Genomic DNA, 23,626 nt, shown 5'->3' with positions numbered 1-23,626 from the left:
GAACCTGCCTCTCCGCTCCGGTCGAGCGCAGTCGAGACACATCGCGTCTCGACTGCGTCCGAAGCGAACGGAGTGGGTGAATGACCGAGAAATCGGCCCTCGAAACCGCTGCGGCGATCCGCGCCGGCGAAACCACCGCACTCCTCGAATGCGAAGCGGCGATCGCTCGCATCGAGGCGCGCGACGGGCCGATCAACGCGGTCGTCGTGCGCGATTTCGATCGCGCACGACAGCACGCGGCCGAGATGGATCGCCGCCTCGCCGCGGGCGACACGGCACCGCTGCTCGGCGTTCCGATGACGATCAAGGAAAGCTACGATATCGCCGGCCTACCGACGACCTGGGGCTTCGAGGCGCATCGCAACCATATCGCGCAAAAGGATGCTGTCGCGGTCACGCGATTGAAGGCGGCAGGCGCGGTGTTCCTCGGCAAGACCAACGTGCCGGTCGGCCTTGCCGACCTTCAGTCGGTCAACCCGATCTACGGCCGTACTAACAATCCGCATGACCTTGCCCGCGTATCGGGTGGCTCCTCCGGCGGATCGGCGGCGGCGCTGGCGAGCGGGATGGTGCCGCTCGAATATGGCTCCGATATCGGCGGGTCGATCCGCGTGCCCGTGCATTTTTGCGGCGTATGGGGCCACAAGCCGACCTTCGGCGTGCTGCCGACCGAGGGGCATTTCTTTCCCGGCACCGACGGCGCCCGCGTCGTCCTGTCGGTAATCGGGCCGATGGCGCGCGACGCGGCCGACCTGGCGCTGGCGTTCGATCTCGTCGCCGATATCCCGCAGCCCCGTGCGACGATCGAAGGGCCGCGCGGCCTGCGCATCCTGTTATTGACCGAGCATCCGCTCGCCAAGACCGATCCGGCGATCATCGCCGCGATCGAGCATGCCGCAACAAAGCTGGAGGCCGCCGGGGCCCGAATATCGCGCTCCACCGATCTCCTGCCCGATCTCGCCAGGCAGCAGGGCGATTACATGCGCATGCTCGCCATCGCGATGGCGCGTGGCGCCGCACCCGAGGGCGGCACTGCGGCGACACTGCCGCAATGGTTCTCGATGCTCGACGACCAGGCGCGCAACACCCGCGCCTGGACACGGCTGTTCGAGGAATTCGACGTGGTCTTCGCATCAGCACTGGGCAGCGTCGCTTTCGCGCATGACGACACCGACCTTCGACAGCGCCAACTGGCCATCGATGGCGAACAGACCTTGTTCGCCCTGCAATTCGCATGGCCCGGCCTCGCCACCTATCCCGGCCTCCCCGCCACATCAGTGCCGATCGGGCGCACGGCGGAAGGACTGCCGATCGGCATGCAAGTCATTGCCGGGCTCAATCGCGACCATAATGCCATCGCCGCAGCCCGGCTGGCTCATGAATTAGTCTGGAGCAAATGATGACCGACCTCGAAAACTTCCGCGCCGAGACGCGTGCCTGGCTGGAAGAGAATTGCCCCGCCGAGATGCGCGAGCCGATCCGGTCGGAGAAGGACGCCGTTTGGGGCGGCCGCGACCAGAGCATGTTGTCGCCGGCCCAAAAGACCTGGATGGACCGGATGGGGGCACGCGGCTGGACCGTGCCCGACTGGCCCAAGGCTTATGGCGGCGGCGGGCTGAGCCCGGCGGAGACCAAGACCCTGCGTGAGGAAATGGCGAAGATCCGGGCACGCAATCCGCTCAACAGCTTCGGCATTTCGATGTTGGGCCCGGCGCTTCTCAAATACGGCACCGAGGAGCAGAAGCTCGACTATCTCCCCAAGATCGCGCGCGGCGAGATCCGCTGGTGCCAGGGCTATTCGGAGCCGAATGCCGGCTCCGACCTGGCTTCGCTCGCTACCTCGGCTGAGGACAAGGGCGACCATTATCTCGTCAATGGGCAGAAAGTATGGACCAGCTATGCCGACAAGGCCGACTGGATCTTCTGCCTGGTCCGCACCGACAAGACGACCAAGCAGGGCGGCATCAGCTTCGTGCTGTTCGACATGGCAAGCGAGGGCGTTTCGACCAAGCCGATCCTGCTGATCTCCGGCAATTCGCCGTTCTGCGAGACCTTTTTCGACAATGTGAAGGTGCCGAAGTCGCAGCGCGTGCATGACGAGAACAAGGGGTGGGACGTCGCCAAATATCTGCTCGGGCATGAGCGCGAGATGATCTCCGGCATGGGGCTCGGCGCGGCGGGCGGCAATCCGCTGGTCGATGGGGCGATCGCGACGGTCGGACTGGATCATGACGGCCGGCTTGCCGATCCGCTGCTGCGAGCGAGCATCGCGTTGTTCGAGGTGCGATCCAAGGCCTTCGGGATGATGTCAGAGCGGTTCATCGACGAACTCAAGGCGGGTCGTGCGCACCCTGCCCAGCCGAGCATGATGAAATATTACGGCACGGAACTGAACAAGAGCCGGCACGAGTTGATGATGGCGGCGGGCGGATCGGACGCGCTCGAATGGGAAAGCGAGCGCTCGTCCGGGGGCGCAGGTCCCCGGGCATGGCTCCGGACCAAGGCGAACTCGATCGAGGGCGGCACCAGCGAAGTGCAGCTCAATATCATCGCCAAGCGGATCCTGGATCTGCCGAGCACTTGATTGATAGCCCTCTTCCCGCCGGGAAAGAGGGTCAGGAGAGGGGCAGTCTAGACAATTTACCAATCGGGCCGGACGCGAGAGACTGCCCCTCTCCCCGGCCCTCTCCCCACGGGGGAGAGGGAGATTTTGAATGCCTCTCTATCTGAACGACGAACAGACGATGCTCCGCGATACCGCCCGCGATTTCGTCGCCGAGCGTGCGCCCGTCTCGCACATGCGCAAGCTGCGCGACGACAAGGATGCAGCCGGCTTCTCGCGCGACCTGTGGAAGAGTTTTGCCGAGATGGGCTTCACTGGCATCCTGATCGGCGAGGATGCGGGCGGGCTTGGGCTCGGCCATGTCGATGCCGGGATCGTGCTTGAGGAGATTGGTCGCAACCTTTCCCCCTCCCCGTTCCTCGCCACCGCCGTCGCGGCAGTCGAGGCGTTGAAGGGCAGCGCCCAGGCGAACCGCTGGTATCCGGGCATCCTGGCCGGCGAGACCGTCGCCGCGCTGGCGATCGACGAAAGCGCAAAGCATCGCGACAGCGTGGCACTGAAGGCCGAGCGGTCAGGCAATGGCTTCCGGCTGTCCGGCAGGAAGCAGTTCGTCACCCATGGTCACGTGGCCGACCTGATCATCGTCGCCGCGCGCACCGCCGGTTCGACCGACGATGCGAACGGAATCACTCTGTTCGCAGTCGAGAAAGGCGCGGCGGGGCTGACCGCCGAGGCCGAGCGGCTCGCCGATTCGAGTATCGCCGCACGCCTCGAGTTCGACAATGTCGAACTGACCGCCGACGCAGTGATCGGCGAGGTCGATGCCGGCCGCGATCCGCTCTCGCGACTGCTCGCGGCCGGACGCACGGGGGCCTCGGCCGAGTTGCTTGGCGTCGGCGGCGGCGCGATGGACATGACCGTATCCTATCTCAAGGAGCGCAAGCAGTTCGGCGTGACGATCGGCAGCTTCCAGGCGCTGCAACACCGCGCAGCCCATCTCTATTCGGAAATGGAGGTCGCCCGTGCCGCCGTGCTCAAGGCGCAGCAATTGCTCGACGCAACCGACGACAAGGCGGATGCAGCAGTGTCGGTAGCAAAGGCGATGACCGCCCTTGCCACCACGCTCAGCGTGCAGGAGGGCGTGCAGATGCACGGAGGCATCGGCATGACCGACGAATATGACATCGGCTTCTACATGAAGCGGGCGCGCGTCCTGGCCGAGATGTTCGGCGATGCAAATTTCCATGCCGACAAGCTCGCACGGGCGGCGGGTTACTGATGGACCTCAACACGCCACCCGATATGCCGCCCGAAGCGCTCGCCCAGGGCCTGGTCGATCTCCTCGAAATCGAGGAGATCGATACCGATCTCTATCGCGGCAAGCGTCAGCCGGGCGGCGTAGGCCGCGTGTTCGGGGGACAGGTGATCGCCCAGGCGCTGCAGGCAGCGCAGCGATCGACCGACGCGCCCAAGATCGCGCACTCGCTCCACGCCTATTTCATGCGGCCGGGGAATGAGGATTTCCCGATCATCTTCCGCGTCGTGCGTGATTTCGAAGGCCGCAGCTTCGCAACGCGACGCGTGATCGCGATGCAGCAAGGCCAGCCGATCCTCAATATGGCGGCGAGCTTCCAGATTCCCGAGGAAGGGCTGCACCATCAGGACAAAATGCCCGATGTGCCGGGGCCGGACGAACTGAAATCCGACACCGAGCTTCGCCGGGAGATGATCGACGAGATCCCGGAGAAGTTCCGGCGACACATGCTTCGCTCACGGCCGATCGAGATCCGACCGGTTCATCCGCGAAGCTGGTTCAGGCCGGTCAAGCAGGAGCCGAAGCAGGACAGTTGGTTCCGCCTGGTCGCGCCGATCGGCGATGATGCGGCAATGCACCGCGCGATCCTGGCCTATGCGTCGGACATGTCGCTGCTCGGTACGTCGATGCTTGCACATGGCATCAACTGGATGACGCACAATGTGCAGACCGCCAGCCTCGACCACGCATTGTGGCTGCACGAGGAATTCCGTGCCGACGACTGGCTGCTCTATTCCTGCGACAGCCCCTGGGCCGGCCACGCCCGTGGCTTCAACCGCGGCAGGATCTATAGTCGCGACGGCAGGCTGGTTGCCAGCGTAGCACAGGAAGGGCTGATGCGGCTGCGCGAGTAATCGGCCTTTAGAGGAACACCTCAGTCAGGTTCGCCCAGCGCATTCGACGGGCCGATCGAACCCGCGTACTCTAACGCCGTAGCCCGCGCCGAAGCTGTCGATCGCTCGGGCCTATCAGGCCAACCCGCCCTGGATGACGGCAAATCCACGCGGGAAGCGACGACGCTCACCCGTCTCTTCCGCGACCAGCCGCGCGGCGATCCTTGCGCCATGCTCGGTCAGAAAGGGCATATCGTGAAACACGATCATGCCAAGCTGCCAGTCGCCCAGGGTGACCAGCCCGCGACGGACAAGCGCGCGTTCGCCATGCGTATCGACGCTGAACCGCCAGCCGCGATGCAGTGCGCGCAACATCCCTTTTTCATCGGCGCTGAGCGGGCCGTCATTCGGGTCGTTTTCGTGAAGTATCACCATGCCTAGCGGTTCTCGACATTTAGACGATGAAATGCCGGCGGTGCGCCGGTATCAACCGAAGTTATGGATTCGGCCACCCCCACTTCCTCGCGCAGCACTCGCTCGACGGCATCGCTCGTGCGCTTGCTCGGCCTTCCCCGAAAGATTTCGGAGACTGACTGGGCGGCAAGCGAATGCGCCCGCTCGAATGCCGCGACAGACCCGAACCTCTTGCGCAGCACGGCCTTGACGTCCTCCTTGTGCATTCCCGCAAACAACATCACACCATGCCGCCAATTATGGGACGATATTTCGAACTTATACCGAAATTTCGCACCTAGCAAGACATCATGAAGGGCGACGAACAACTTCGCCGGTTTGGCGAACGGCTGCGCGAAGCGCGGATTCTTACTGGTTCCAACCAGCAGGAGTTTGCGGTGCTGGGAGGCGTGAAGAAGAATAGTCAGGTTTCCTACGAGACCGGCAAGACAGCGCCGACCGTCGAATATCTGTATCGGCTGGCCGGCCATAGCGTCGACATAGGATATGTCCTTACGGGCCGGCGCGGGGATGGCAGCCGGGAGGGCGAGGAACGCCAGCTGGTCGACATGTTCGATAAGCTCGACACGCGGGAGCGGGATGCCATCGTCACGATGCTGGCGATCCTCACCGGAGCGGTACAGGGCTCGGACCCGGTCCAGGTGGAACGCCCATCACGCACGCTCCATGATTCGCGCCGAGATTTCAGAGGCGAAGGCGACAGCTGAACCACCGGGGCGATGTCTCCGTCTAGACTGCCGTCTTGCCATATTCCTGGCGGATCACCGGATGGCTCGACGACAGCCCGCCATCCACCGCGATCGCCTGACCGTTGACATAGCTTGCGTCATCAGAGGCGAGGAAGGCAGCGACCTTCGCCAGTTCTTCAGGCTGCGCGCCACGGCGAAGCGGGTTCAGGCGCCCCACCCGGTCGAGCTTGCCGGCCTCACGGGCGTAATCGAACGTGGGCTTGGTCATGCCGGTCTCGGTAAGGCCGGGGCAAATGGCATTGACCCGGACATTCGATCCGGAAAGCTGTTGCGCGGAGACCATCGCGAGGTTGATCACCCCCGCCTTGGACGCTGAATAGGCCGGGCTGCCCGCCCCCGAGCGGATGCCGGCGACGCTTGCGGTCAGCACGATCGCTCCGCCACCACGCTCGGCGATCCTGGGCGCTGCATGCTTGATCGCGAGATAGGGCCCGATCAGGTTCACGCGCAGCACTTCGGTGATCAGCGCCACGTCGGTATCGAAGATATTGGCCATGCCGCCCGAGATGCCGGCATTGGCGAACATCACGTCCAGCCCGCCATAATATTCGCACGCGACCGCGACTGCGCGGATCACGTCCTCTTCGCTACCCGCATCGATCTGGATGGCGTGGCCGGTGCCGCCCGCCTTGTCGATCATGTCGGCGGTCTCGAACACCGCGTCGGACTTGTCAGCCGCGATCACCTGCCCGCCCTCGCTGGCAAAGAGGAGCGAGGCGGCCCGACCGATGCCCGATCCGGCGCCGGTGACGATGATCGATTTGCCGGTGAACCTTGCCATTTCTCTTCTCCTAAATCGTCACGCCACCGTCGATCACGATCGTCTGGCCCGTCATGAAGGCGCTCGCGGCAGAGGCAAGGAACACGACCCCGCCGGCGATCTCCTCGGGATTCCCGATGCGACGTAGCGGGGTGGCGGCATTGCGGCGTTCGGCCAGCTTCTCGTCTTCCCACAGCGCGCGGGCGAAGTCGGTCTTGATCAGGCCGGGGGCGATGCAATTCACCCGGACATTGTCCGGCCCGAACTCGACCGCGAGGTTGCGGGCAAGCTGCATGTCAGCCGCCTTCGAGATGCAATAAGCACCGATCACCGGCGATCCGCGCAACCCTCCGATCGAGGAGATGATGACGATCGATCCCGATTTCCGCGCGCGCATTTCTGGCGCGACCATGGAGACCAGCCAGTGGTTGGAGATGATATTGTTGTCGAGGATCTTGCGGAACTGATCGTCGGCGATGCCCTCCTGCGGGCCGTAATGGGGGTTGGACGCGGCGTTGCAGACCAATACGTCCACCTGTCCAAAGACGCGACGCGTTTCGTCGACCAGGTTCTGCAGGCCCGTCTTGTCGGAGATGTTCGCGGCGACCGCGATCGCCGAGCCGTCGCCGTATTTCGCGTTGATCTCAGCCGCCACCTCGTCGCAGGCATCCTGCTTGCGGCTTGAGATGACCACCTTTGCGCCATGTTCGACCAGCTCGAAGGCGCTTGCCTTGCCGATCCCTTTTGAGGAGCCGGTGATGATGGCGACCTTTCCGGTCAGGTCGAACTGCGACATCGCTCTCTCCTAGGCGCCCGCTTTTTGCGCAAAACCCCATGCCGCCGCCGCGAGCCCGGGCACGCGTTCAGCCGTTTTAGCCGCCTGGGCGCTTGAGGCTGTGCCGTCGACGATTCGCTTCTTGATGCCCTGGACGATGCCGGTCAGGCGGAAGAGGTTGTAGGCGAAATACCAGTCGAGCTGCGGCACCCCGTCGCGCCTAGTGGCCTTGCAATAGCGCGCGACAATGTCTTCGATCGTCGGGATGCCCGTTTCAGGACCGGCCAGCCCCATCACACCCGAACGGCCCTCCGGCTGGGTGACCCAGTTCATGAGGAAATAGGAAAAGTCGGCGAGCGGATCGCCCAGGGTCGAGAGCTCCCAGTCGAGCACCGCGGTCACCCGTGCCTCGTCGCCGGCGAAGATCATGTTGTCGATGCGATAGTCGCCGTGCACGATCGAGGTACGCGTCTGCTCGGGAAGCGTGCGTGGCAGCCAGTCGATCAGCGCCTCGACATCGGGCATGTGCTCGGTCTCGGACGCGCGATACTGCTTGGTCCAGCGTGCGACCTGACGTTCGAAATAATTGCCCGGCTTGCCATAATCCCCGAGGCCGGCCGCGACATAATCGGTATTGTGGAGCGCGGCGAGCGTATCGACCATCGCATTGTAGATGTCGCGCCGATCCTCCCGCGCCATGCCCGGCAGCGAGCCGTCCCACAGGTTGCGCCCCTCGACCAGTTCCATGATGTAGAACATCGACCCGATCACGTCCGGATCCTGGCACAGGCCGAGCGGCGCGGGTACCGGAAAGCCGGTCGGGTGAAGCCCGGCGATCAACCGGTATTCGCGGTCAACCGCATGAGCTGAGGGCAGCAGTTTGCCGAAAGGCTGGCGTCGCAGGACATAGGATTTGCCGGGTGTATCCACACGGTAGGTCGGGTTGGATTGGCCGCCCTTGAACTTGGACAGGGTAACCGGGCCGGCAAAGCCCGGCGTGTTGCGCCCCATCCACCGTTCGACCGCGCGCGGATCGATCGTGTCGTCCTGGGGGACAGGGATGGTCCCCACCATCGTCACGTTCGCGTCTTCCCGCGCGGTCATGCGAAGGTGATCACCGACCGGGTCGAATCGCCTTTCCGCAATTCGTCGAACGCGTCGTTGATCTTCTCCAGCGGCAGGCGATCCGCAATGATCGTATCCAGGTCGAGTTGCCCGCGCATGTAGAAATCGACCAGGCGCGGGATATCGACCGGGAAGCGGTTCGATCCCATCAACCCGCCCTGCAGCTTCTTGCCCGCCAGCAGATCCATCGCGGAAAGGCCGACCTTCTCGCCAAGCGGCATCATGCCGAGGATCGTCGCCGTCCCGCCGCGGCGCAGGACCTTCACCGCCGTCGCGGCCGATTGAGGCCGTCCCACCGCCTCGATCGCATGATGCACGCCGCCTTTGCTGATCTCGACGACCTGATCCGCCGCCGTATCGGCCAGCGCATCGATCGAATGGGTCGCGCCGAGCTTCTCCGCCAGCGCGCGTTTCTCCGGCACCGGATCGAGTGCGATGATCTTGCCGGCACCCGCGATCTTCGCTGCGTTGACCGCGGCAAGGCCGATGCCGCCGCAGCCGACGATGCATACTGTCTCGCCCGGGGTCACATCGGAAGTGTTGAACACCGCGCCGGCGCCCGTCGTCACCGCGCAGCCGATGAGCGCGGCACGGTCGAGCGGCATGTCTCGATCGATCGCGACACAGGCGTGCTCGTGGACCAGCATCTGCTCGGCATAGGCCGATAGGTTGAGCATCTGGGCAATCGGTTGCTCACCCATCATCAGGCGCGGCGGCGCGCCCTTGGGACGGCGTACGCTGGGATCGACGCAGAGCGACATGTGTCCGGTGACGCAAAACTCGCAATGCCCGCAGAACACCGACAGGCAGGTCACGACATGGTCGCCGACCTTGACCGTCGAGACGTCGCTGCCGACCGCCTCGACGATACCGGCGGCCTCATGACCTGGGATGGTCGGCAGCGGGTGCGGATAGGCGCCGTCGACGAAATGCAGGTCCGATCGGCACACCCCGACCGCAACGGTTCGGATCAGCACTTCGCGCGGACCGGGGTTGGAGACGGTGATCTCCTCAATACGGAGCGGCGTCTTCGGTTCGAAAAGGACTGCGGCTTTCACATTCTTCCTTTCGTCACCCGGGAACTGTTCCGGGGTCCACCGCGCCGCAAGCGCGAGTGGATGAGTGGCCCCCGGAACAGGTCCGGGGTGACGGTCAGATTACCGGCGCACCGCTTCCTTGGCGGCCACCGCCTCCGGCAGGTCGGCATATTTCCCGAATTCGTTGCGGGCGATCGCGCGATTATGGACCTCGTCCGGGCCGTCGGCGAAGCGCAGGGTGCGCATCGCCGCCCAGGCATGGGCGAGACCGAAATGCTGGCTGACACCACCGCCGCCATGCGCCTGGATCGCATCGTCGAGAATTTGCAGCGCCATGGTCGGCGCCGCCACCTTGATCATCGCGATCTCCAGCTGAGCCGACTTGTTGCCAGCCTTGTCCATCATATCGGCGGCCTTAAGGCAGAGGAGGCGCGTCATCTCGATATCGATCCGCGCCTTGGCGATGCGCTGTTCCCAGATCGAATGATCGGCGATGCGCTTGCCGAAGGCGACTCGGGTAAGCAGCCGCTTGGCCATCGCCTCGATCGCAACTTCGGCCACGCCGATGGTGCGCATGCAGTGATGAATGCGGCCCGGCCCGAGGCGCCCCTGCGCGATCTCGAACCCCCGCCCCTCGCCGAGCAGCAGATTCTCCACTGGAACGCGCACATTCTCGAGCAACACCTGGCCATGGCCATGCGGCGCATGATCATAGCCATAGACGGTCAGCATATGTTCGATCGTCACGCCGGGCGCGTCCATCGGCACCAGGATCTGGCTCTGCTGGCTGTGGCGCGACCCTTCCGGGTTGGTCTTGCCCATTACGATCGCGACCTTGCAGCGCGGGTCTCCGACGCCCGAGGACCACCATTTCCGGCCGTTGATCACATAATGATCGCCGTCGCGTTCCATCCGCGTTTCGATATTGGTCGCGTCGGACGATGCCACCGCCGGCTCGGTCATCAGGAAGGCCGAACGGATCTCGCCGTTCATCAGCGGGCGAAGCCACCGCTCCTTCTGCTCCAGCGTACCGTAGCGATGAAGAACCTCCATATTGCCTGTATCGGGCGCCGAGCAGTTGAAGCATTCCGACGCCCAGCCGACCTTGCCCATCTCCTCGGCGCAAAGCGCATATTCGAGGTTGGTGAGCTGCGTGCCCTCGAACTCGAAACTGTCGTCGACATGGCGCTGGCCGGAGTGCGGCGGCATGAAGAAATTCCAGAGGCCCGCCTCCTTGGTCTTGACCTTCATCTCCTCGATCACCGGGATGACCTTCCAGCGCTCGCCCTCATGTTCCTGCCGGTGGTACTCGTCCTGGCGGGGTCGGATGTTCTGGTCGATGAAGGTCTTCACACGATCCCGAAAATAGGTCTCGCGCTCGCTCAGCGTGAAATCCATGATGCATCCTCCATCGCTCTTTCCATCGGCGTTAGACCGTACCGCGTTTTCGGTAAAGCGCCTTTGCGGCTGAAATCGCCGTCATACAGGCGCATAGAAAAAACACTGTCTCTTCGAAAAGAAGATGTTACAGTTTGGCTCATGCAAGCTGCCGAAGACGTCCAGGGGGAGGAGGAGGCAGGCACGAAGCGGTTCCGCGCCAAGCGGGACGCGATTCTCGCCGCCGCCGCCGAAGCAATCAACGAACAGAGCGCGAAAGGCATGACCTTCGCGGACGTGGCGCGGCGCGTGGGGCTGAACACCACCAGCGTCACTTACTATTTCAAGCGCAAGGAGGATCTCGCCGCCGCCTGTTTCGAGCATACGCTCGAAAGGCTGCAGGCGATGCTCGACGAATCACTGACGAAGGCGACGCCGCAAGCGCGAGTCGCCCATTATCTCGCGCTCAACATGGAACGCTTCGCGCGAATCGAGCAGGGCGAGGAACAGGCCTTCGCAGTCCTGTCCGATCTCCGCGCGATGGAGGAGCCGGTGCGCGGCCGCCTGCTGGCTGGCTGGCAGCGCGTGTTCCGCACGACCCGCAGCCTGTGGGGCCCCGCCGCCAGCCGCGCCCAGACCGACCTGCACGGCGCCCGCGCGCACGTGCTGCTCGAGAACACCTTCTGGCTGCCGATGTGGCTGGTCCGGTACGAACTCGACCAGTTCGGCCGGATCGAAGACCGGCTGATGGATGTGTTCGAACATGGCATCGCCGGGCCAAAGCAGAATTGGGCGCCCGACCTGATCGACCTGGAGCATGACGAGCCCGAGCCCGGGCGCGAAGCCTTCCTCCTCGCCGCGACCCGCCTGATCAACGAACTGGGCTATCGCGGGGCATCGGTGCAGAAGATCGCATCCGAGCTGAACGTCACCAAGGGCAGCTTCTACCATCATCTGGACGCAAAGGATGATCTGGTCATCGCCTGCTACAGGCGCAGCTTCGACACGATCGCCGACGCGCAGCAGCTTGCTGACGAACGCGGGGGCAGCCACTGGCACCGGCTGACCGGCACCATCGCCACCCTGCTCGACATTCAATTCTCCGAACGCGGACCGTTGCTGCGGACCACCGCCCTGTCGGGCCTGCCGCGCACGGTACGCCGGGCGATGGTCGAACGCTCCAACCGGATCGCGCGACGCTATGCCGGCACGATGATGGACGGGATCGCCGAAGGATCGATCCGGCCGGTCGATGCGCTGGTCGCGTCGCAGGCGTTGATGGCATTGCAGAATGCGGCCTTCGACATGCGCAAATGGGCTAGCACCATGCCGCGCGAGAAGGCTATCGCCTTCTACGCCTCGACCCTGGCGTTCGGGCTCTTCGACGATCGGGTGCTCGATTTGTGAGCTGCCTCACCACCCCCGTTCGCCCCGAGTAGCCATCGAGCCTGTCGAGATGGCATATCGAGGGAACATATGTGTCTCGATTCGAGCCCTCGACAAGCTCGGTCTCTACTCGACACGAACGGTAAAAATGAAATCGCGCCAAGGATGCGCAGCAGGAGTTATCAATGGCCGGCATGGGCGCATTCGACTGGGCAGACCCCTTTTTCCTCGACGACCAGCTCGAAGATGACGAGCGGATGATCCGCGACACGGCGCGGGCCTATGCGCAGGACAGGCTTGCGCCACGGATCATCGACGCCTTCGCCAACGAGACGACCGACGAGTCGATCTTCCGCGAGATGGGCGCGCTTGGCCTGCTCGGCCCGACCGTGCCCGAGGAATATGGCGGCGTCGGCGCATCCTATGTGGCCTATGGCCTGGTCGCGCGCGAAGTGGAGCGAGTCGATTCGGGCTATCGCTCGATGATGAGCGTCCAGTCGAGCCTCGTGATGTATCCGATCCATGCCTATGGCTCGGAGGAGCAGAAGCGGAAATATCTGCCCAGGCTCGCGACCGGCGAATGGATCGGCTGTTTCGGCCTGACCGAGCCCGATGCCGGATCCGACCCGGGCGGCTTGAAGACGCGCGCGATCAAGACGGCGAACGGCTATCGCCTCTCGGGTTCCAAGACCTGGATCTCCAATGCGCCGATCGCCGATGTCTTCGTGATCTGGGCCAAGTCCGACGAGCATGGCGGCGGCATTCGCGGCTTCGTGCTTGAAAAGGGCATGAAGGGTCTGAGCACGCCGAAGATCGAGGGCAAGCTGTCCTTGCGCGCCTCGATCACCGGCATGGTGATGATGGACGATGTCGAGGTTGGCGAGGACGCGCTGCTGCCCGATGTGCAGGGCCTGAAGGGACCATTCGGTTGCCTCAATCGCGCGCGCTACGGGATCAGCTGGGGATCGATGGGCGCTGCTGAATTCTGCTTCCACGCCGCCCGGCAATACGGGCTTGACCGGGCGCAGTTCGGCAAGCCGCTCGCGGCCAACCAGCTCTATCAAAAGAAGCTTGCCGACATGCAGACCGAGATCGCGCTCGGGCTTCAGGCGTCGCTTCGCGTCGGGCGGCTGATGGACGCGGGCAGGTTCGCACCAGAGATGATCTCGATCGTGAAGCGCAACAATGTCGGCAAGGCGCTCGATATCGCACGGATGAGCCGCGACATGCATGGCGGCAACGGCATTTCAGGCGAATATCAGGTCATGCGCCACCTGATGAACCTGGAGACGGTCAATACCTATGAAGGCGCGCATGACGTCCACGCGCTGATCCTTGGCCGGGCGATCACCGGGATTGCTGCGTTTTGAGCCTGAGCGCACTTCCCCACCCTTCCGCGGCGAGGGCCGGGGAAGAAAAGCAGGTGGGAGCCCGGTGAGCCAGCCTCCCCTTTCCGGCCTTAAGGTCATCGAGCTTGCCCGAATCCTCGCTGGGCCATGGGCGGGACAGACGCTGGCCGACCTCGGCGCGGAGGTCATCAAGGTCGAGAGCCCCGAGGGCGACGATACAAGGACCTGGGGGCCGCCGTTCGTCGAGAATCCGGACGGCAGCCGCGACGCGGGCTATTTTCACGCCACCAACCGCGGCAAGAAATCCATCATCCTCGATTTCCGCACGCCCGAGGGGCAGGCCGAAGTGCGGCGCATGGTCACTGATGCGGACGTGCTGATCGAGAATTTCAAGGTCGGCGGCCTCGCCAAATACGGGCTCGACTATGCCAGCCTCAGCGCGATCAATCCGCGCCTCGTCTATTGCTCGATTACCGGCTTCGGCCAGGACGGCCCCTATGCCAGCCGCGCCGGATATGATTTCATCATCCAGGGCATGAGCGGGATCATGGACCTGACCGGCGAGCCGGACGGCGCGCCGCAAAAGGTCGGCGTCGCTTTTGCCGACATCATGACCGGGCTCTATTCGGTGATCGCGATTCAGGCGGCCCTCGCCCAGCGCGAGAAGACCGGGCGCGGGCAGCAGATCGACATGGCCCTGCTCGACACGATGGTCGGCGTGCTCGCCAACCAGGCGATGAATTTCTTCGTCAGCGGCCAGACGCCACCTCGCCTCGGCAACGCGCATCTGAACGTCTCGCCCTATGCGGTGTTTCCGACCAGCGATGGCTGGTTCATCCTCGCGGTGGGCAATGACGGGCAGTTCGTCCGCTTCTGTGACGCGCTCGGGCTCGACGACCTCAAGGCCGATCCCCGCTTTTCCACCAATGCCGGGCGGCTTGAGCATCGCGAACCGCTGTTCGCGGCGATCCGCGACGCGACCTCGCAGCACGAGCGCGACACGCTGCTCACCACGCTTGAGGCGGCCCGCGTGCCGGCCGGTCCGATCAACACCGTCGCCCAGGCATTTGCCGATCCGCAGGTGATCCATCGCGGCATGGCGCTCACGCTCGACCGGGACGGCATGTCCCTGCCCGGCCTGCGCACACCGATCAAATTCTCGGAATCCTCACTCGCGCTCGACCGCGCCGCTCCCATGCTCGGACAGGACGATCCCGGATGACCCCACCGCTGGCTGGCTTGCGCATCCTGGAGATTGCGGGGATCGGCCCCGGCCCCTTCTGCGCGATGATGCTGGCCGACCATGGTGCCGAGGTCATCCGCATAGAACGTCCCGGCGAGGGCAGCGGATTGCAGGTGGCCGCGAAGGATCCGCTGCTGCGCTCGCGCCGAACGATCGCGCTCGATCTCAAGAAGCGCGAGGCAGTTCTCGCCGTGCGCCGCCTCGCGCGGAATTGCGACGGGTTGATCGAAGGCTTCCGGCCCGGCGTGATGGAACGACTGGGTCTCGGGCCGGAGCCGTTGCTCGCCGACAATCCGAAACTTGTTTATGGCCGCATGACCGGCTGGGGCCAGACCGGGCCGATGGCGGCCGATGTCGGGCACGACATCAACTATATCGCCATCTCCGGTGCACTCCACGCGTTCGGCGAGGCCGGCGGGAAGCCGGTGCCACCGATCAACCTGGTCGGCGATTTCGGCGGCGGCGGCATGATGCTCGCTTTCGGTATGCTCGCCGCGATCCTGCAGGCGCAGGCGACCGGGCGCGGCCAGGTGGTCGATTGCGCGATGACTGACGGGTCGGCGCTGCTGATGAGCATGATGTGGGGCTTCCGCGCGATGGGTCGCTGGGGGAATGACCGCGGCACCAACCTGCTCGACGGCGGTGCGCATTTCTATGACACCTATCAGACCGCCGACGGGAAATGGGTGGCGATCGGCGCGATCGAGCCGCAATTCTATGCGGCGTTACGCATGGTGATGGGGCTGGACGGTACTGAATGGGATGCGCAGTTCGCGCCCGCGATGTGGCCGAAACTCAAGGCCGAACTGGGGCGGCAGTTCAAGACCAGGTCCCGGGCCGAATGGGTTGAGGCCTTTACAGGGCATGAGGCCTGCTTCGCCCCGGTATTGGGCTTCGACGAGGCAGCGGCGCATCCGCACAACGTGGCGCGGGGGACTTTTGTCGAAGCGGGCGGCGTGGTCCAGCCAGCTCCTGCCCCGCGCTATTCAGCGAGTGACACCGTGCCGCCGGTCATGGCGCGGCCAGCCGAAACCGACACGATCCTCGCCGACCATGGCTTTGGAGAGGACGAGATCGCCGCGCTCCATGAAGCGGGCGCGATGGGCGACGGATGACCGCACGCGCATTGCCTGCCCGGCGCGGTCATGCGATATGGGTTGCAAAGAAGAACCCATAGGAGAAAACGCCATGGCCACCGCCGTCCTTCGCAATTCGCAGATGAGCGAAGCCGAATGGGAGGCGCGCCAGCAGCTCGCCGCCTGTTACCGGGTGTTCGCGATGCTCGGCTGGTCCGAGATGATCTACAACCACATCACGCTGAAAATCCCGGGGGAAGAAGGCGCGTTCCTGATCAACCCGTTCGGGCTGCATTTCAGCGAGGTCACCGCTTCGAGCCTGGTCAAGATCGACATCGACGGCAACAAGCTCGACGACAGCCCCTATCCGGTGAATCGTGCCGGCTTCGTCCAGCATGCGCTGTTCCATCGCCATCTGCCCGACGCGCACTGCATCATGCACACCCACACCACGGCGGGCATGGCGGTCAGCTCGGTCGAAGGCGGACTGCGCGCGACCAATTTCTATGCGTGCAACTTCATCGGCCAGATCGCCTATCATGATTTCGAGGGCGTCACGGTGCGGGACGAGGAGGGCGAGCGGCTGCTCGAGCATCTCGGCGACAAGCGGGTGATGCTGCTGAAGAACCACGGCATCCTGGTCATGGGCCGGACCCTGCCCGAGGCGTTCATCAAGCACTGGTCGCTCCAGCGCGCCTGCGAGATCCAGGTCGCCACCGCCGGCATGGGCACCCCGATCGAAGTCTCGCCCGAAGTGGTCGCGGTGCATCAGCGCGACTTGCACCAGGTCCAGATTCCCGGCGGCGCGGGAAAAGCGGATTTCGACGCCATGGTGCGCCTGATCGACAAGACAGACACTAGCTGGCGGAATTGATCTTCCCTTCTTCCCCGAGCTCGCTCGGGGGGGATCAGCCGAAGCGGTAGCCCGAGACGGCCCAGCCGAGCACATGGTCCGAATAGTCCAGCACCGCCGGACCATCCCCACCTGCGCCGAGCGCGACCATCAGCGGCAGCAGATGTTCCGCCTCGGGATGGGCGAACCGCGCATGAGGCAATTCCTCCCAGCGTGCAACGCGATCGGCCCGGGCGGCGGAGTCAGGATCGGTAACTGCCTCAGTGAGTGCCGCATCCCACTCATCAGCCACCGGGGTGACCTGCGGTCCGCGGGCGCCGAGGTTGTGGAAACTCATACCCGACCCCACGATCAACACGCCCTCGTCGCGCAGCGGCGCCAGCGCCCGGCCGATCGCGATATGTGCCGCGGGATCAAGATCCTTGCGCAACGACATCTGAACAAGCGGGATATCCGCCTCGGGCACCATGACCATCATCGGGATGAACACGCCGTGGTCCCAGCCGCGCGCCGACTCCTCCCGCACGGGGAAGCTAGCGCCCCGCAGCAGCGTCCCGGCACGGCGGGCAACGTCCGGCGCGCCGGACGCGTCCCAGCTCAAGCGGTAAGTGTGCTCCGGAAAGCCATAATAATCGTACAACAGCGGCTGGCCATCCCCCATGTGCAGGGCGACCTCGGGTTCCTCCCAGTGGCCGGAAACCATCAGGATTGCCTTTGGACGTTCGGGAAGGGAGGCGAGCAGCCCGGCAAGGTAAGCCTGCATCGGCCGCCACATCGGATCGGGCTGACCGCCGGCCGGGTCCATGAAGAAACAGGGACCACCGCCATGCGGGACGAAGAGTGTGGGAAGCGTCATGCCACGGATATCGGCCTGGCCTCGCCCGGTCGCAATCGCGTGGACGGAAACACGCCGTTTCCCATCACCGACCTTTCCCGTAAGCTTCGTCCATGACCCGCTTCACCGTCAACAACCAGCCCGTCCAGTACAAGATGGACCCGAAGACGCCCTTGCTCTGGGCGCTACGCGACGCATCGAACCTGACAGGCGCCAAATATGGCTGCGGGAATGGCGAATGCGGCGCCTGCACCGTCGATATCGATGGCGAGGCAGTGCGCTCCTGCCAGGCAACGATTGGCGCGATCGAGGGCAGTTTCGTCACCACGATCGAGGGCCTGTCACGTGAGCGGGCCCATCCGGTGCAGCTCGCCTGGATTGCGAACAACGTGCCGCAATGCGGCTTCTGCATCCCCGGCATGGTCATGGCCGCGGCGGTGTTGCTCAAGAAGAACCGCAACCCGTCCGAGGACGACATCAAGGAGGCGATCACCAATCTGTGCCGTTGTGGGGTCTATCCGCGCATCGTCGAAGCGGTGATGCGAGCCGCGCGAGTCCAGCGCGGGGATGAGACGATCGACGCGGGCGCGTCCCCTGGTATCGATCCGGCCAGCGCCGCCAGACTGGTACCGGCACTGACGCCGGGCGGCGGGCAGCCGCGGTGAATCCTTTCGCAAGGCTGTCACCCCAATTCAGAAACCGGTCATCGTCAAAAGCGCAGACCCGCTGCATCGATCGGGCCAATCGTGCGCCCGCGAACCGGAAGGACTGAGATGCGTACCTCTTTCATCATCGCGCTTCTGGCCGCGACGGCGATCGTCCCGGCAGCCTTATCAGCGCAGGATTCGCGACGCGATGATCGTCGTGTGGAGCGTGCCGAGCAACGCCAGGCCAATCCCCAGCCTGCCCAGCAGCCGCAGCAACCGCCTCGCGCCGAGCGCCCGGCCAATGGCGGCGGTGGCTGGGGCGGCGACCGCGGCGGTCGCGGCAACTGGCAGGGCGGACACAACCAGCCGCCCCGGGTCGAAGGGCAGCCGCAACCGCAGCGCCCGCCGTTCAACCCGCAGACATTCCCGCGCGACGGCAATCGCGACGGTCGCCCCGATATGCGTGGTGGTGGAGGCGAGGGCCGTCCGGATTTCCGCGGTGGCAACCGGGGAGACGGCCGGGGCGGCGGTGCGGTCGTGCCCGGCGACCAGCAGCCGCAACCGCCCCAGACGAATGGCGGCCGCCCCGGTGGCCGGGGCGACTGGCAGCCAGGCCGCGGGGACAGTAACCGCAACTGGCGCAACAACGACAATGGCGGCCGCGGCGATGGTAATTGGCGCGGAAATGACGGGCGTGGGAACGGTGGCAGCTGGCGTGGCAATGATGGCCGGGGCAATGACGGCGGCTGGCGCGGAAACAACGGCCGGAACGACGGCAATTGGCGTGGTAACAACGGGCGCGGTAATGACGGCCGCAACTGGAATCGTGGGTGGCGCAACGACAATCGTTACGACTGGCGTTCACGTCGTGATCGCTATCGCAACAACTATCACCTGCCACGCTACTACGCGCCCTATGGCTGGAGCTACGGCTATCGTCGCTTCGGAATAGGCTTCACGCTGAACACGATCCTGTTCGAGCAGAATTACTGGATCGATAGCCCGGACTATTATGGCCTGCCACCGGTTTATGGGCCGTACCGCTGGGTACGCTATTATAACGACGCCCTGCTTGTCGATATCTACAGCGGCCAGGTGGTCGACACGGTCTACGACATCTTCTGGTAGGATAGTGCTGAAGTGAGGGGCCCGGCTGCCATGTCGCCGGGCCCCTTGTCTTTTGCGAACGCGACGGCAGACTGAAAAGGTGATGTCCCTGTTCTCGAAGAAACCAATCCTCCCGAAAAAACCGGGCGGCCCCTCCCCGATCCGCAAGCTGGCCGGCGAAACGGTATCGCGCCGGCTTGATGCGAACCCCGCCGCGAAACGCGCCAATGTGGAAAAGGCTCAGGTCTATTACCACGAGGATTTCCTGAACCCGGCGCAGTGCACCGCGCTCATGCGGCTGATCGATTCGAATCGGCGCCCCTCTACCTTGCTATCCGAATCGGGCGATACGAGCTTCCGAACCAGCGAGAGTTGCGACATGGACCGATGGTCGCCCTCCGTCCGTCCGATCGACGAATCGATCGCGGCATTGCTCGGACTCGATCCAGCCAACGGCGAAACGATGCAGGGACAGCGCTATGCCCCGGGCCAGCAGTTCCGCGCGCATCATGATTTTTTCCACGAAGGCCAGCATTATTGGGATGCGATGAAGGCCAGCGGCGGGCAGCGCACCTGGACGGCGATGATTTATCTCAACAATGTCGAGGAGGGCGGCGCCACCTGGTTTCCGCAGGCCGGTATCCGGGTCGCACCGAAGCGCGGGCTGCTGCTTGCCTGGAACAACATGAACCTGGATGGCAGCCCCAACGAATTCACCTTGCATGAAGGCATGGCGGTGGTGAAGGGCACGAAATATATCGTCACCAAGTGGTTCCGCGAACGGAGCTGGCTAAAGCAGTAAGGCGGCGCGAGCCGAGTGTCGACGAGTTACCATGCGCAAAATCCTGCTTACGACCGTTGGCACACTGGGCGATCTTCATCCGTTCATCGCCATCGGCCTCGCGCTTCAGCGACGCGGACATCACCCCGTTCTGGCGGTCCCGGAAGACCATGTCGCAAAGACTCGCGCCGCCGGGCTGGATGCCGTCGCGGTGCTGCCGAGCTTCGATGAGATCCGCAAACGGATGGGCCTTGGCGAGGACGACGCCGTCAAGCGCGTCATGGCCAACCAGACCTATCTGCTTGAGCAGGTCCTGCTCCCCTGGCTCGAATCGAGCACCACCGCCCTAGATGATGTGGTCGGCGACGTTGACGTGATGGTCGGCTCGCTGTTCGTGTTCGGCGCGGCGATCATCGCCGAGAAGCGCCGCGTGCCGCTCGTATCCGTAATCCTTCAGCCGATGGCGATCCTCTCGGTTCATACGCCGCCAAAGACATCGGATTTCTGGATGCTGATCCAGGCGCCGGGCGGTCCGATCGGCGTCAGGTGGAACCGGCTCGCCTACGGCTTCATGCGCAAGGTCCTTCGGTTCCGTTATGGCCGGAAGATCGACGAAGTCCGCGCGCATCATGGCCTGGGCCCGGCATGCGACCCGTCGATGTTCGACGTCAGCAAGAAAACCGCGCTGACCCTTTGCTGCTATTCGCCGGTATTCGGCCCGCCCCAGAAAGATGCGCCCGCCAATACCGAGATCGTCGGCTTTCCGGTCTATGACAGCCAGGGTGGCGATACCGAGGCGCCGGACCCCGAGCTCGAGGCCTTTTTGGCCGACGGGCCACCGCCGCTGGTGTTCACGCTTGGCTCGTTCGCCGTTTACGCACCGGGCGACTTTTACGAGGAGGCGGCCGCCGCCGCCAAATTGCTCGGCGCGCGCGCGGTGCTGCTGACCGGCGAGAAAACCAGCCTGCGCTCCAGCGGCGACATTCTGGTCCGGCCCTATGCACCGCATTCAACACTGTTCCCCCGGGCGGCCGTCATCATTCACCACGGGGGCATCGGCACGACCGGCCAGGCACTGCGGGCGGGCAAGCCCCAACTGGTGGTGCCGCATATGGGGGACCAGGCGGACAACGCACACCGCATCCGCAAGATGGGCCTGGGGCTTGTCCTCAAGGCACGGCGCTTCAACGCTCGGAGGGCAGCTCCAATGATCGCCTCCCTGCTCGACGTGCCAGAGTATCGCATTGAAGCTGAACGCATAGGAGCGCGCGTCAGGCCGGAAGACGGTGCCGAGGCGGCAGCGACCGCGATAGAGCGGCTCTTCACCACCTCCTGAGAAAGGCGTTTTCGCGGCGGCAGAATCGTGATCGGCCTCGGCCCCTGTTCCAGCCATGGCAAAATATGCCAGAGCGAGGTGGTGAACACTGTACTGAACATCACCCGATCGATCCTTGGCCAGCCCTGGCGCTGGCGCATGCTTGAAGCAGACGCGCGCGATCCCGGCTTTGCACCCGACGATCTGGTGACTCAGCTCCTGCTTGCCCGTGGCTGCCCGCGCGAGGCATTGGACGCACACAAGGCGCCGAGCATCCGCGGCTTCATGCCGGATCCTTCGATCTTCCGCGACATGGACCGCGCCGCCGAGCGGCTGGCCGATGCCGTCCAGACCGGCGAGCGGGTCACCATCTTCGGCGACTATGACGTTGACGGAGCGACCTCAGCGGCGCTGATGATCCTGTTGCTGCGCGATCTGGGACTGGAAGCGCGGGCTTATATCCCCGACCGGCTGATGGAAGGCTATGGCCCCTCGGGCGAAGCGCTGGTCCGGCTGAAGGAAGAGGGCGCGAGCCTGATCGTCACCGTCGATTGCGGGGCACAGGCTTTCGAGGCGCTCGAGATGGCCCGCGTCGCCGGCGTGGACGTGGTCGTGGTGGACCACCATAAATGTGCCGCCGCCCTGCCCCATGCCCATGCGCTGGTGAACCCCAACCGGCTCGACGAGACCGACGGTGCCGAATTCGGCCATCTCGCCGCAGTCGGCGTCGCCTTCCTGCTGGGCGCTGCGCTGATCCGGCTGTTGCGCGCGCGTGGTTTTTTCGACGGCCGGGGCGAGCCCCGCCTGCTCGACCTGCTCGATATCGTGGCGCTTGGCACGGTTGCCGATGTCGCGCAGCTCAAGGGGCTCAACCGCGCCTTCGTCGCGCAGGGCCTGAAGGTGATGGCTCAGCGTCGCAACATCGGCCTCAACGCGCTGATCTCCGCCTCGCGATTGACCCGCGCGCCGACCGCGACCGATCTCGGCTTCGCGCTTGGGCCGCGAATCAACGCAGGCGGACGAGTCGGCAAGTCCGATCTCGGCGTCCGCCTGCTCATCACGCGCGATCCGGCCGAGGCGGCCAGCATCGCGGCCGAACTGGATCGCCTGAACGAGGAACGCCGCGCGATCGAAGCCCTGGTGCAGGAAGCTGCGGAGGCGCTTGCAGGCGCCAAGGGCAACCGCGCAGTGATGGTCGTTGCCGGGCACGGCTGGCATCCCGGCGTGATCGGCATCGTCGCCGGGCGGCTCAAGGAGAAATTCGGGCGCCCCTCGCTCGTGATCGCACTTGATGAACATGGGATCGGCAAGGGATCTGGCCGGTCGATTCCGGGCGTGGATCTGGGCGCCGCGGTTCTGGCGGCCAAGGATAGTGGCCTGCTCGTCGCGGGCGGCGGCCACGCCATGGCGGCCGGCCTGACCATCGCCGAGGACCAGCTCGACACTTTCGCCGACTTCCTGGAGGATCGCCTCGACGCCGCCGTCACCCGATCGATCGGCGACCGCGCGCTGCTGCTCGACGCGTTGCTGACCGCAGGCGGCGTCACCCCGGCGCTGGTGCAGGCGATGGACGCGGGCGGCCCCTATGGCATGGGCTGGCCCCAGCCACGTGTCGTCGCGGGGCCTGTTCGGATCGTGAAGGCGGATATCGTCGGCAACGGCCATGTCCGCGCGATCGTCAGCGGCGATGACGGGCGTGTGCTTAAAACGGTCGCCTTTCGGCAGGCCGAAACCGCGCTGGGCGCGGCGCTGCTCGGCGCGCCGCCGCATCGTCGCCTATGGCTCGCCGGGCGCGCTCGAATCGACGACTGGGGCGCAAAGCCCGCGGCAGAGCTCCATCTCGACGATGCGGCGTGGGCGGACTAGGTGTTCAGTCTGGGGCTTTAGTGCCGCATTATCACGCCAATTCTTGCGCTACCGATGCCCGCCATCCAGACCCAGACGGGGTGCGCACGACGTGTCATCGTCATTTCGATCACACAATGGGTTGACCAGCGGCCGGCATTTCCCTAACCGGCACGCCCAC

At 64.7% G+C, this 23,626-nt stretch carries 23 protein-coding genes; 15 read left to right on the top strand and 8 right to left on the bottom strand.

Annotation, left to right across the window (positions count from 1 at the left end; translation table 11 throughout):
- Nucleotides 1-80 precede the first annotated feature (80 nt).
- From NDN01_RS02910 to NDN01_RS02895, 4 genes are all read left to right on the top strand, one after another.
- Nucleotides 81-1,400, top strand: a complete 1,320-nt coding sequence (locus NDN01_RS02910; RefSeq protein ID WP_272625692.1) for an amidase family protein — start codon at nt 81-83, stop codon at nt 1,398-1,400.
- On the top strand, nt 1,397-2,584 hold the full coding sequence (locus tag NDN01_RS02905; RefSeq protein ID WP_272625690.1) for an acyl-CoA dehydrogenase family protein: 1,188 nt from the start codon (nt 1,397-1,399) through the stop codon (nt 2,582-2,584). Before NDN01_RS02910 ends, NDN01_RS02905 begins: the two co-directional genes overlap by 4 nt.
- Nucleotides 2,585-2,714: 130 nt before the next feature.
- Nucleotides 2,715-3,842 carry an acyl-CoA dehydrogenase family protein gene (locus NDN01_RS02900; RefSeq protein WP_272625688.1) on the top strand — a complete coding sequence of 376 codons (1,128 nt, stop codon included), beginning with the start codon at nt 2,715-2,717 and terminating at the stop codon, nt 3,840-3,842.
- Nucleotides 3,842-4,732, top strand: a complete 891-nt coding sequence (locus NDN01_RS02895) for an acyl-CoA thioesterase (protein WP_272625686.1) — start codon at nt 3,842-3,844, stop codon at nt 4,730-4,732. The genes NDN01_RS02900 and NDN01_RS02895 overlap by 1 nt, the downstream gene beginning before the upstream one ends.
- A gap of 114 nt (nt 4,733-4,846) precedes the next feature.
- Here the strand turns inward: NDN01_RS02895 and NDN01_RS02890 are convergent, their stop codons facing one another.
- Complete coding sequence (locus NDN01_RS02890; RefSeq protein WP_272625685.1) at nt 4,847-5,146, bottom strand: hypothetical protein; 300 nt, start codon at nt 5,144-5,146, stop codon at nt 4,847-4,849.
- Between the two features lie 2 nt (nt 5,147-5,148).
- Nucleotides 5,149-5,493, bottom strand: a complete 345-nt coding sequence (locus tag NDN01_RS02885; RefSeq protein ID WP_272625683.1) for a hypothetical protein — start codon at nt 5,491-5,493, stop codon at nt 5,149-5,151.
- Here NDN01_RS02885 and NDN01_RS02880 point away from each other — a divergent pair.
- On the top strand, nt 5,476-5,892 hold the full coding sequence (locus NDN01_RS02880; RefSeq protein WP_272625681.1) for a helix-turn-helix domain-containing protein: 417 nt from the start codon (nt 5,476-5,478) through the stop codon (nt 5,890-5,892). The two genes, NDN01_RS02885 and NDN01_RS02880, sit on opposite strands and share 18 nt — an antisense overlap.
- Before the next feature lie 22 nt (nt 5,893-5,914).
- On the opposite strand, the gene NDN01_RS02875 is transcribed toward NDN01_RS02880, so the two are convergent.
- The 5 genes from NDN01_RS02875 to NDN01_RS02855 form a co-directional block, all read right to left on the bottom strand.
- Nucleotides 5,915-6,715 carry an SDR family NAD(P)-dependent oxidoreductase gene (locus NDN01_RS02875; RefSeq protein ID WP_272625680.1) on the bottom strand — a complete coding sequence of 267 codons (801 nt, stop codon included), beginning with the start codon at nt 6,713-6,715 and terminating at the stop codon, nt 5,915-5,917.
- 10 nt (nt 6,716-6,725) lie between these two features.
- Nucleotides 6,726-7,490, bottom strand: a complete 765-nt coding sequence (locus NDN01_RS02870; RefSeq protein WP_272625678.1) for an SDR family oxidoreductase — start codon at nt 7,488-7,490, stop codon at nt 6,726-6,728.
- Between the two features lie 9 nt (nt 7,491-7,499).
- Nucleotides 7,500-8,573 carry a phosphotransferase family protein gene (locus NDN01_RS02865; RefSeq protein WP_443025191.1) on the bottom strand — a complete coding sequence of 358 codons (1,074 nt, stop codon included), beginning with the start codon at nt 8,571-8,573 and terminating at the stop codon, nt 7,500-7,502.
- The gene (locus NDN01_RS02860; RefSeq protein WP_272625676.1) at nt 8,570-9,652 is read right to left on the bottom strand and encodes a Zn-dependent alcohol dehydrogenase; all 1,083 of its coding nucleotides are present in this window, start codon (nt 9,650-9,652) and stop codon (nt 8,570-8,572) included. The genes NDN01_RS02865 and NDN01_RS02860 overlap by 4 nt, the downstream gene beginning before the upstream one ends.
- A gap of 99 nt (nt 9,653-9,751) precedes the next feature.
- Nucleotides 9,752-11,029: an acyl-CoA dehydrogenase family protein gene (locus NDN01_RS02855; RefSeq protein ID WP_272625674.1), complete on the bottom strand. Its 1,278-nt coding sequence runs from the start codon at nt 11,027-11,029 to the stop codon at nt 9,752-9,754.
- A 141-nt stretch (nt 11,030-11,170) separates the two neighbouring features.
- Between NDN01_RS02855 and NDN01_RS02850 the strand changes: the two genes are divergently transcribed.
- From NDN01_RS02850 to NDN01_RS02830, 5 genes are all read left to right on the top strand, one after another.
- Nucleotides 11,171-12,415 carry a TetR/AcrR family transcriptional regulator gene (locus NDN01_RS02850; protein WP_272625673.1) on the top strand — a complete coding sequence of 415 codons (1,245 nt, stop codon included), beginning with the start codon at nt 11,171-11,173 and terminating at the stop codon, nt 12,413-12,415.
- A gap of 164 nt (nt 12,416-12,579) precedes the next feature.
- On the top strand, nt 12,580-13,764 hold the full coding sequence (locus tag NDN01_RS02845) for an acyl-CoA dehydrogenase (RefSeq protein ID WP_272625671.1): 1,185 nt from the start codon (nt 12,580-12,582) through the stop codon (nt 13,762-13,764).
- 64 nt (nt 13,765-13,828) lie between these two features.
- Nucleotides 13,829-14,965, top strand: coding sequence for a CaiB/BaiF CoA transferase family protein (locus tag NDN01_RS02840; RefSeq protein WP_272625669.1), 1,137 nt, complete (start codon nt 13,829-13,831; stop codon nt 14,963-14,965).
- A complete protein-coding gene (locus NDN01_RS02835) occupies nt 14,962-16,101 on the top strand; it encodes a CaiB/BaiF CoA transferase family protein (RefSeq protein ID WP_272625668.1) in 1,140 nt (379 codons plus the stop codon). Before NDN01_RS02840 ends, NDN01_RS02835 begins: the two co-directional genes overlap by 4 nt.
- 73 nt (nt 16,102-16,174) lie before the next feature.
- Nucleotides 16,175-16,936, top strand: a complete 762-nt coding sequence (locus tag NDN01_RS02830; RefSeq protein ID WP_272625665.1) for a class II aldolase/adducin family protein — start codon at nt 16,175-16,177, stop codon at nt 16,934-16,936.
- A gap of 34 nt (nt 16,937-16,970) precedes the next feature.
- On the opposite strand, the gene NDN01_RS02825 is transcribed toward NDN01_RS02830, so the two are convergent.
- Nucleotides 16,971-17,771: a DODA-type extradiol aromatic ring-opening family dioxygenase gene (locus NDN01_RS02825; protein WP_272625664.1), complete on the bottom strand. Its 801-nt coding sequence runs from the start codon at nt 17,769-17,771 to the stop codon at nt 16,971-16,973.
- A 92-nt stretch (nt 17,772-17,863) separates the two neighbouring features.
- On the opposite strand from NDN01_RS02825, the gene NDN01_RS02820 reads away from it, so the two are divergent.
- The 5 genes from NDN01_RS02820 (at nt 17,864) to recJ (ending at nt 23,466) form a co-directional block, all read left to right on the top strand.
- Nucleotides 17,864-18,415 carry a (2Fe-2S)-binding protein gene (locus NDN01_RS02820; RefSeq protein ID WP_272625662.1) on the top strand — a complete coding sequence of 184 codons (552 nt, stop codon included), beginning with the start codon at nt 17,864-17,866 and terminating at the stop codon, nt 18,413-18,415.
- Nucleotides 18,416-18,523: 108 nt separating this feature from the next.
- Complete coding sequence (locus tag NDN01_RS02815; protein WP_272625661.1) at nt 18,524-19,525, top strand: RcnB family protein; 1,002 nt, start codon at nt 18,524-18,526, stop codon at nt 19,523-19,525.
- An 82-nt stretch (nt 19,526-19,607) separates the two neighbouring features.
- Nucleotides 19,608-20,306, top strand: a complete 699-nt coding sequence (locus tag NDN01_RS02810; RefSeq protein ID WP_272625659.1) for a prolyl hydroxylase family protein — start codon at nt 19,608-19,610, stop codon at nt 20,304-20,306.
- A 31-nt stretch (nt 20,307-20,337) separates the two neighbouring features.
- A complete protein-coding gene (locus NDN01_RS02805) occupies nt 20,338-21,621 on the top strand; it encodes a glycosyltransferase (protein WP_272625657.1) in 1,284 nt (427 codons plus the stop codon).
- An 81-nt stretch (nt 21,622-21,702) separates the two neighbouring features.
- Nucleotides 21,703-23,466, top strand: a complete 1,764-nt coding sequence (recJ, locus tag NDN01_RS02800; RefSeq protein ID WP_272625655.1) for a single-stranded-DNA-specific exonuclease RecJ — start codon at nt 21,703-21,705, stop codon at nt 23,464-23,466.
- Nucleotides 23,467-23,626 lie beyond the last annotated feature (160 nt).

Source organism: Sphingomonas sp. QA11, from assembly GCF_028473665.1.
GTDB lineage: Bacteria > Pseudomonadota > Alphaproteobacteria > Sphingomonadales > Sphingomonadaceae > Sphingomonas > Sphingomonas phytovorans.
This window is presented reverse-complemented; position numbering and strand designations above follow the sequence as displayed.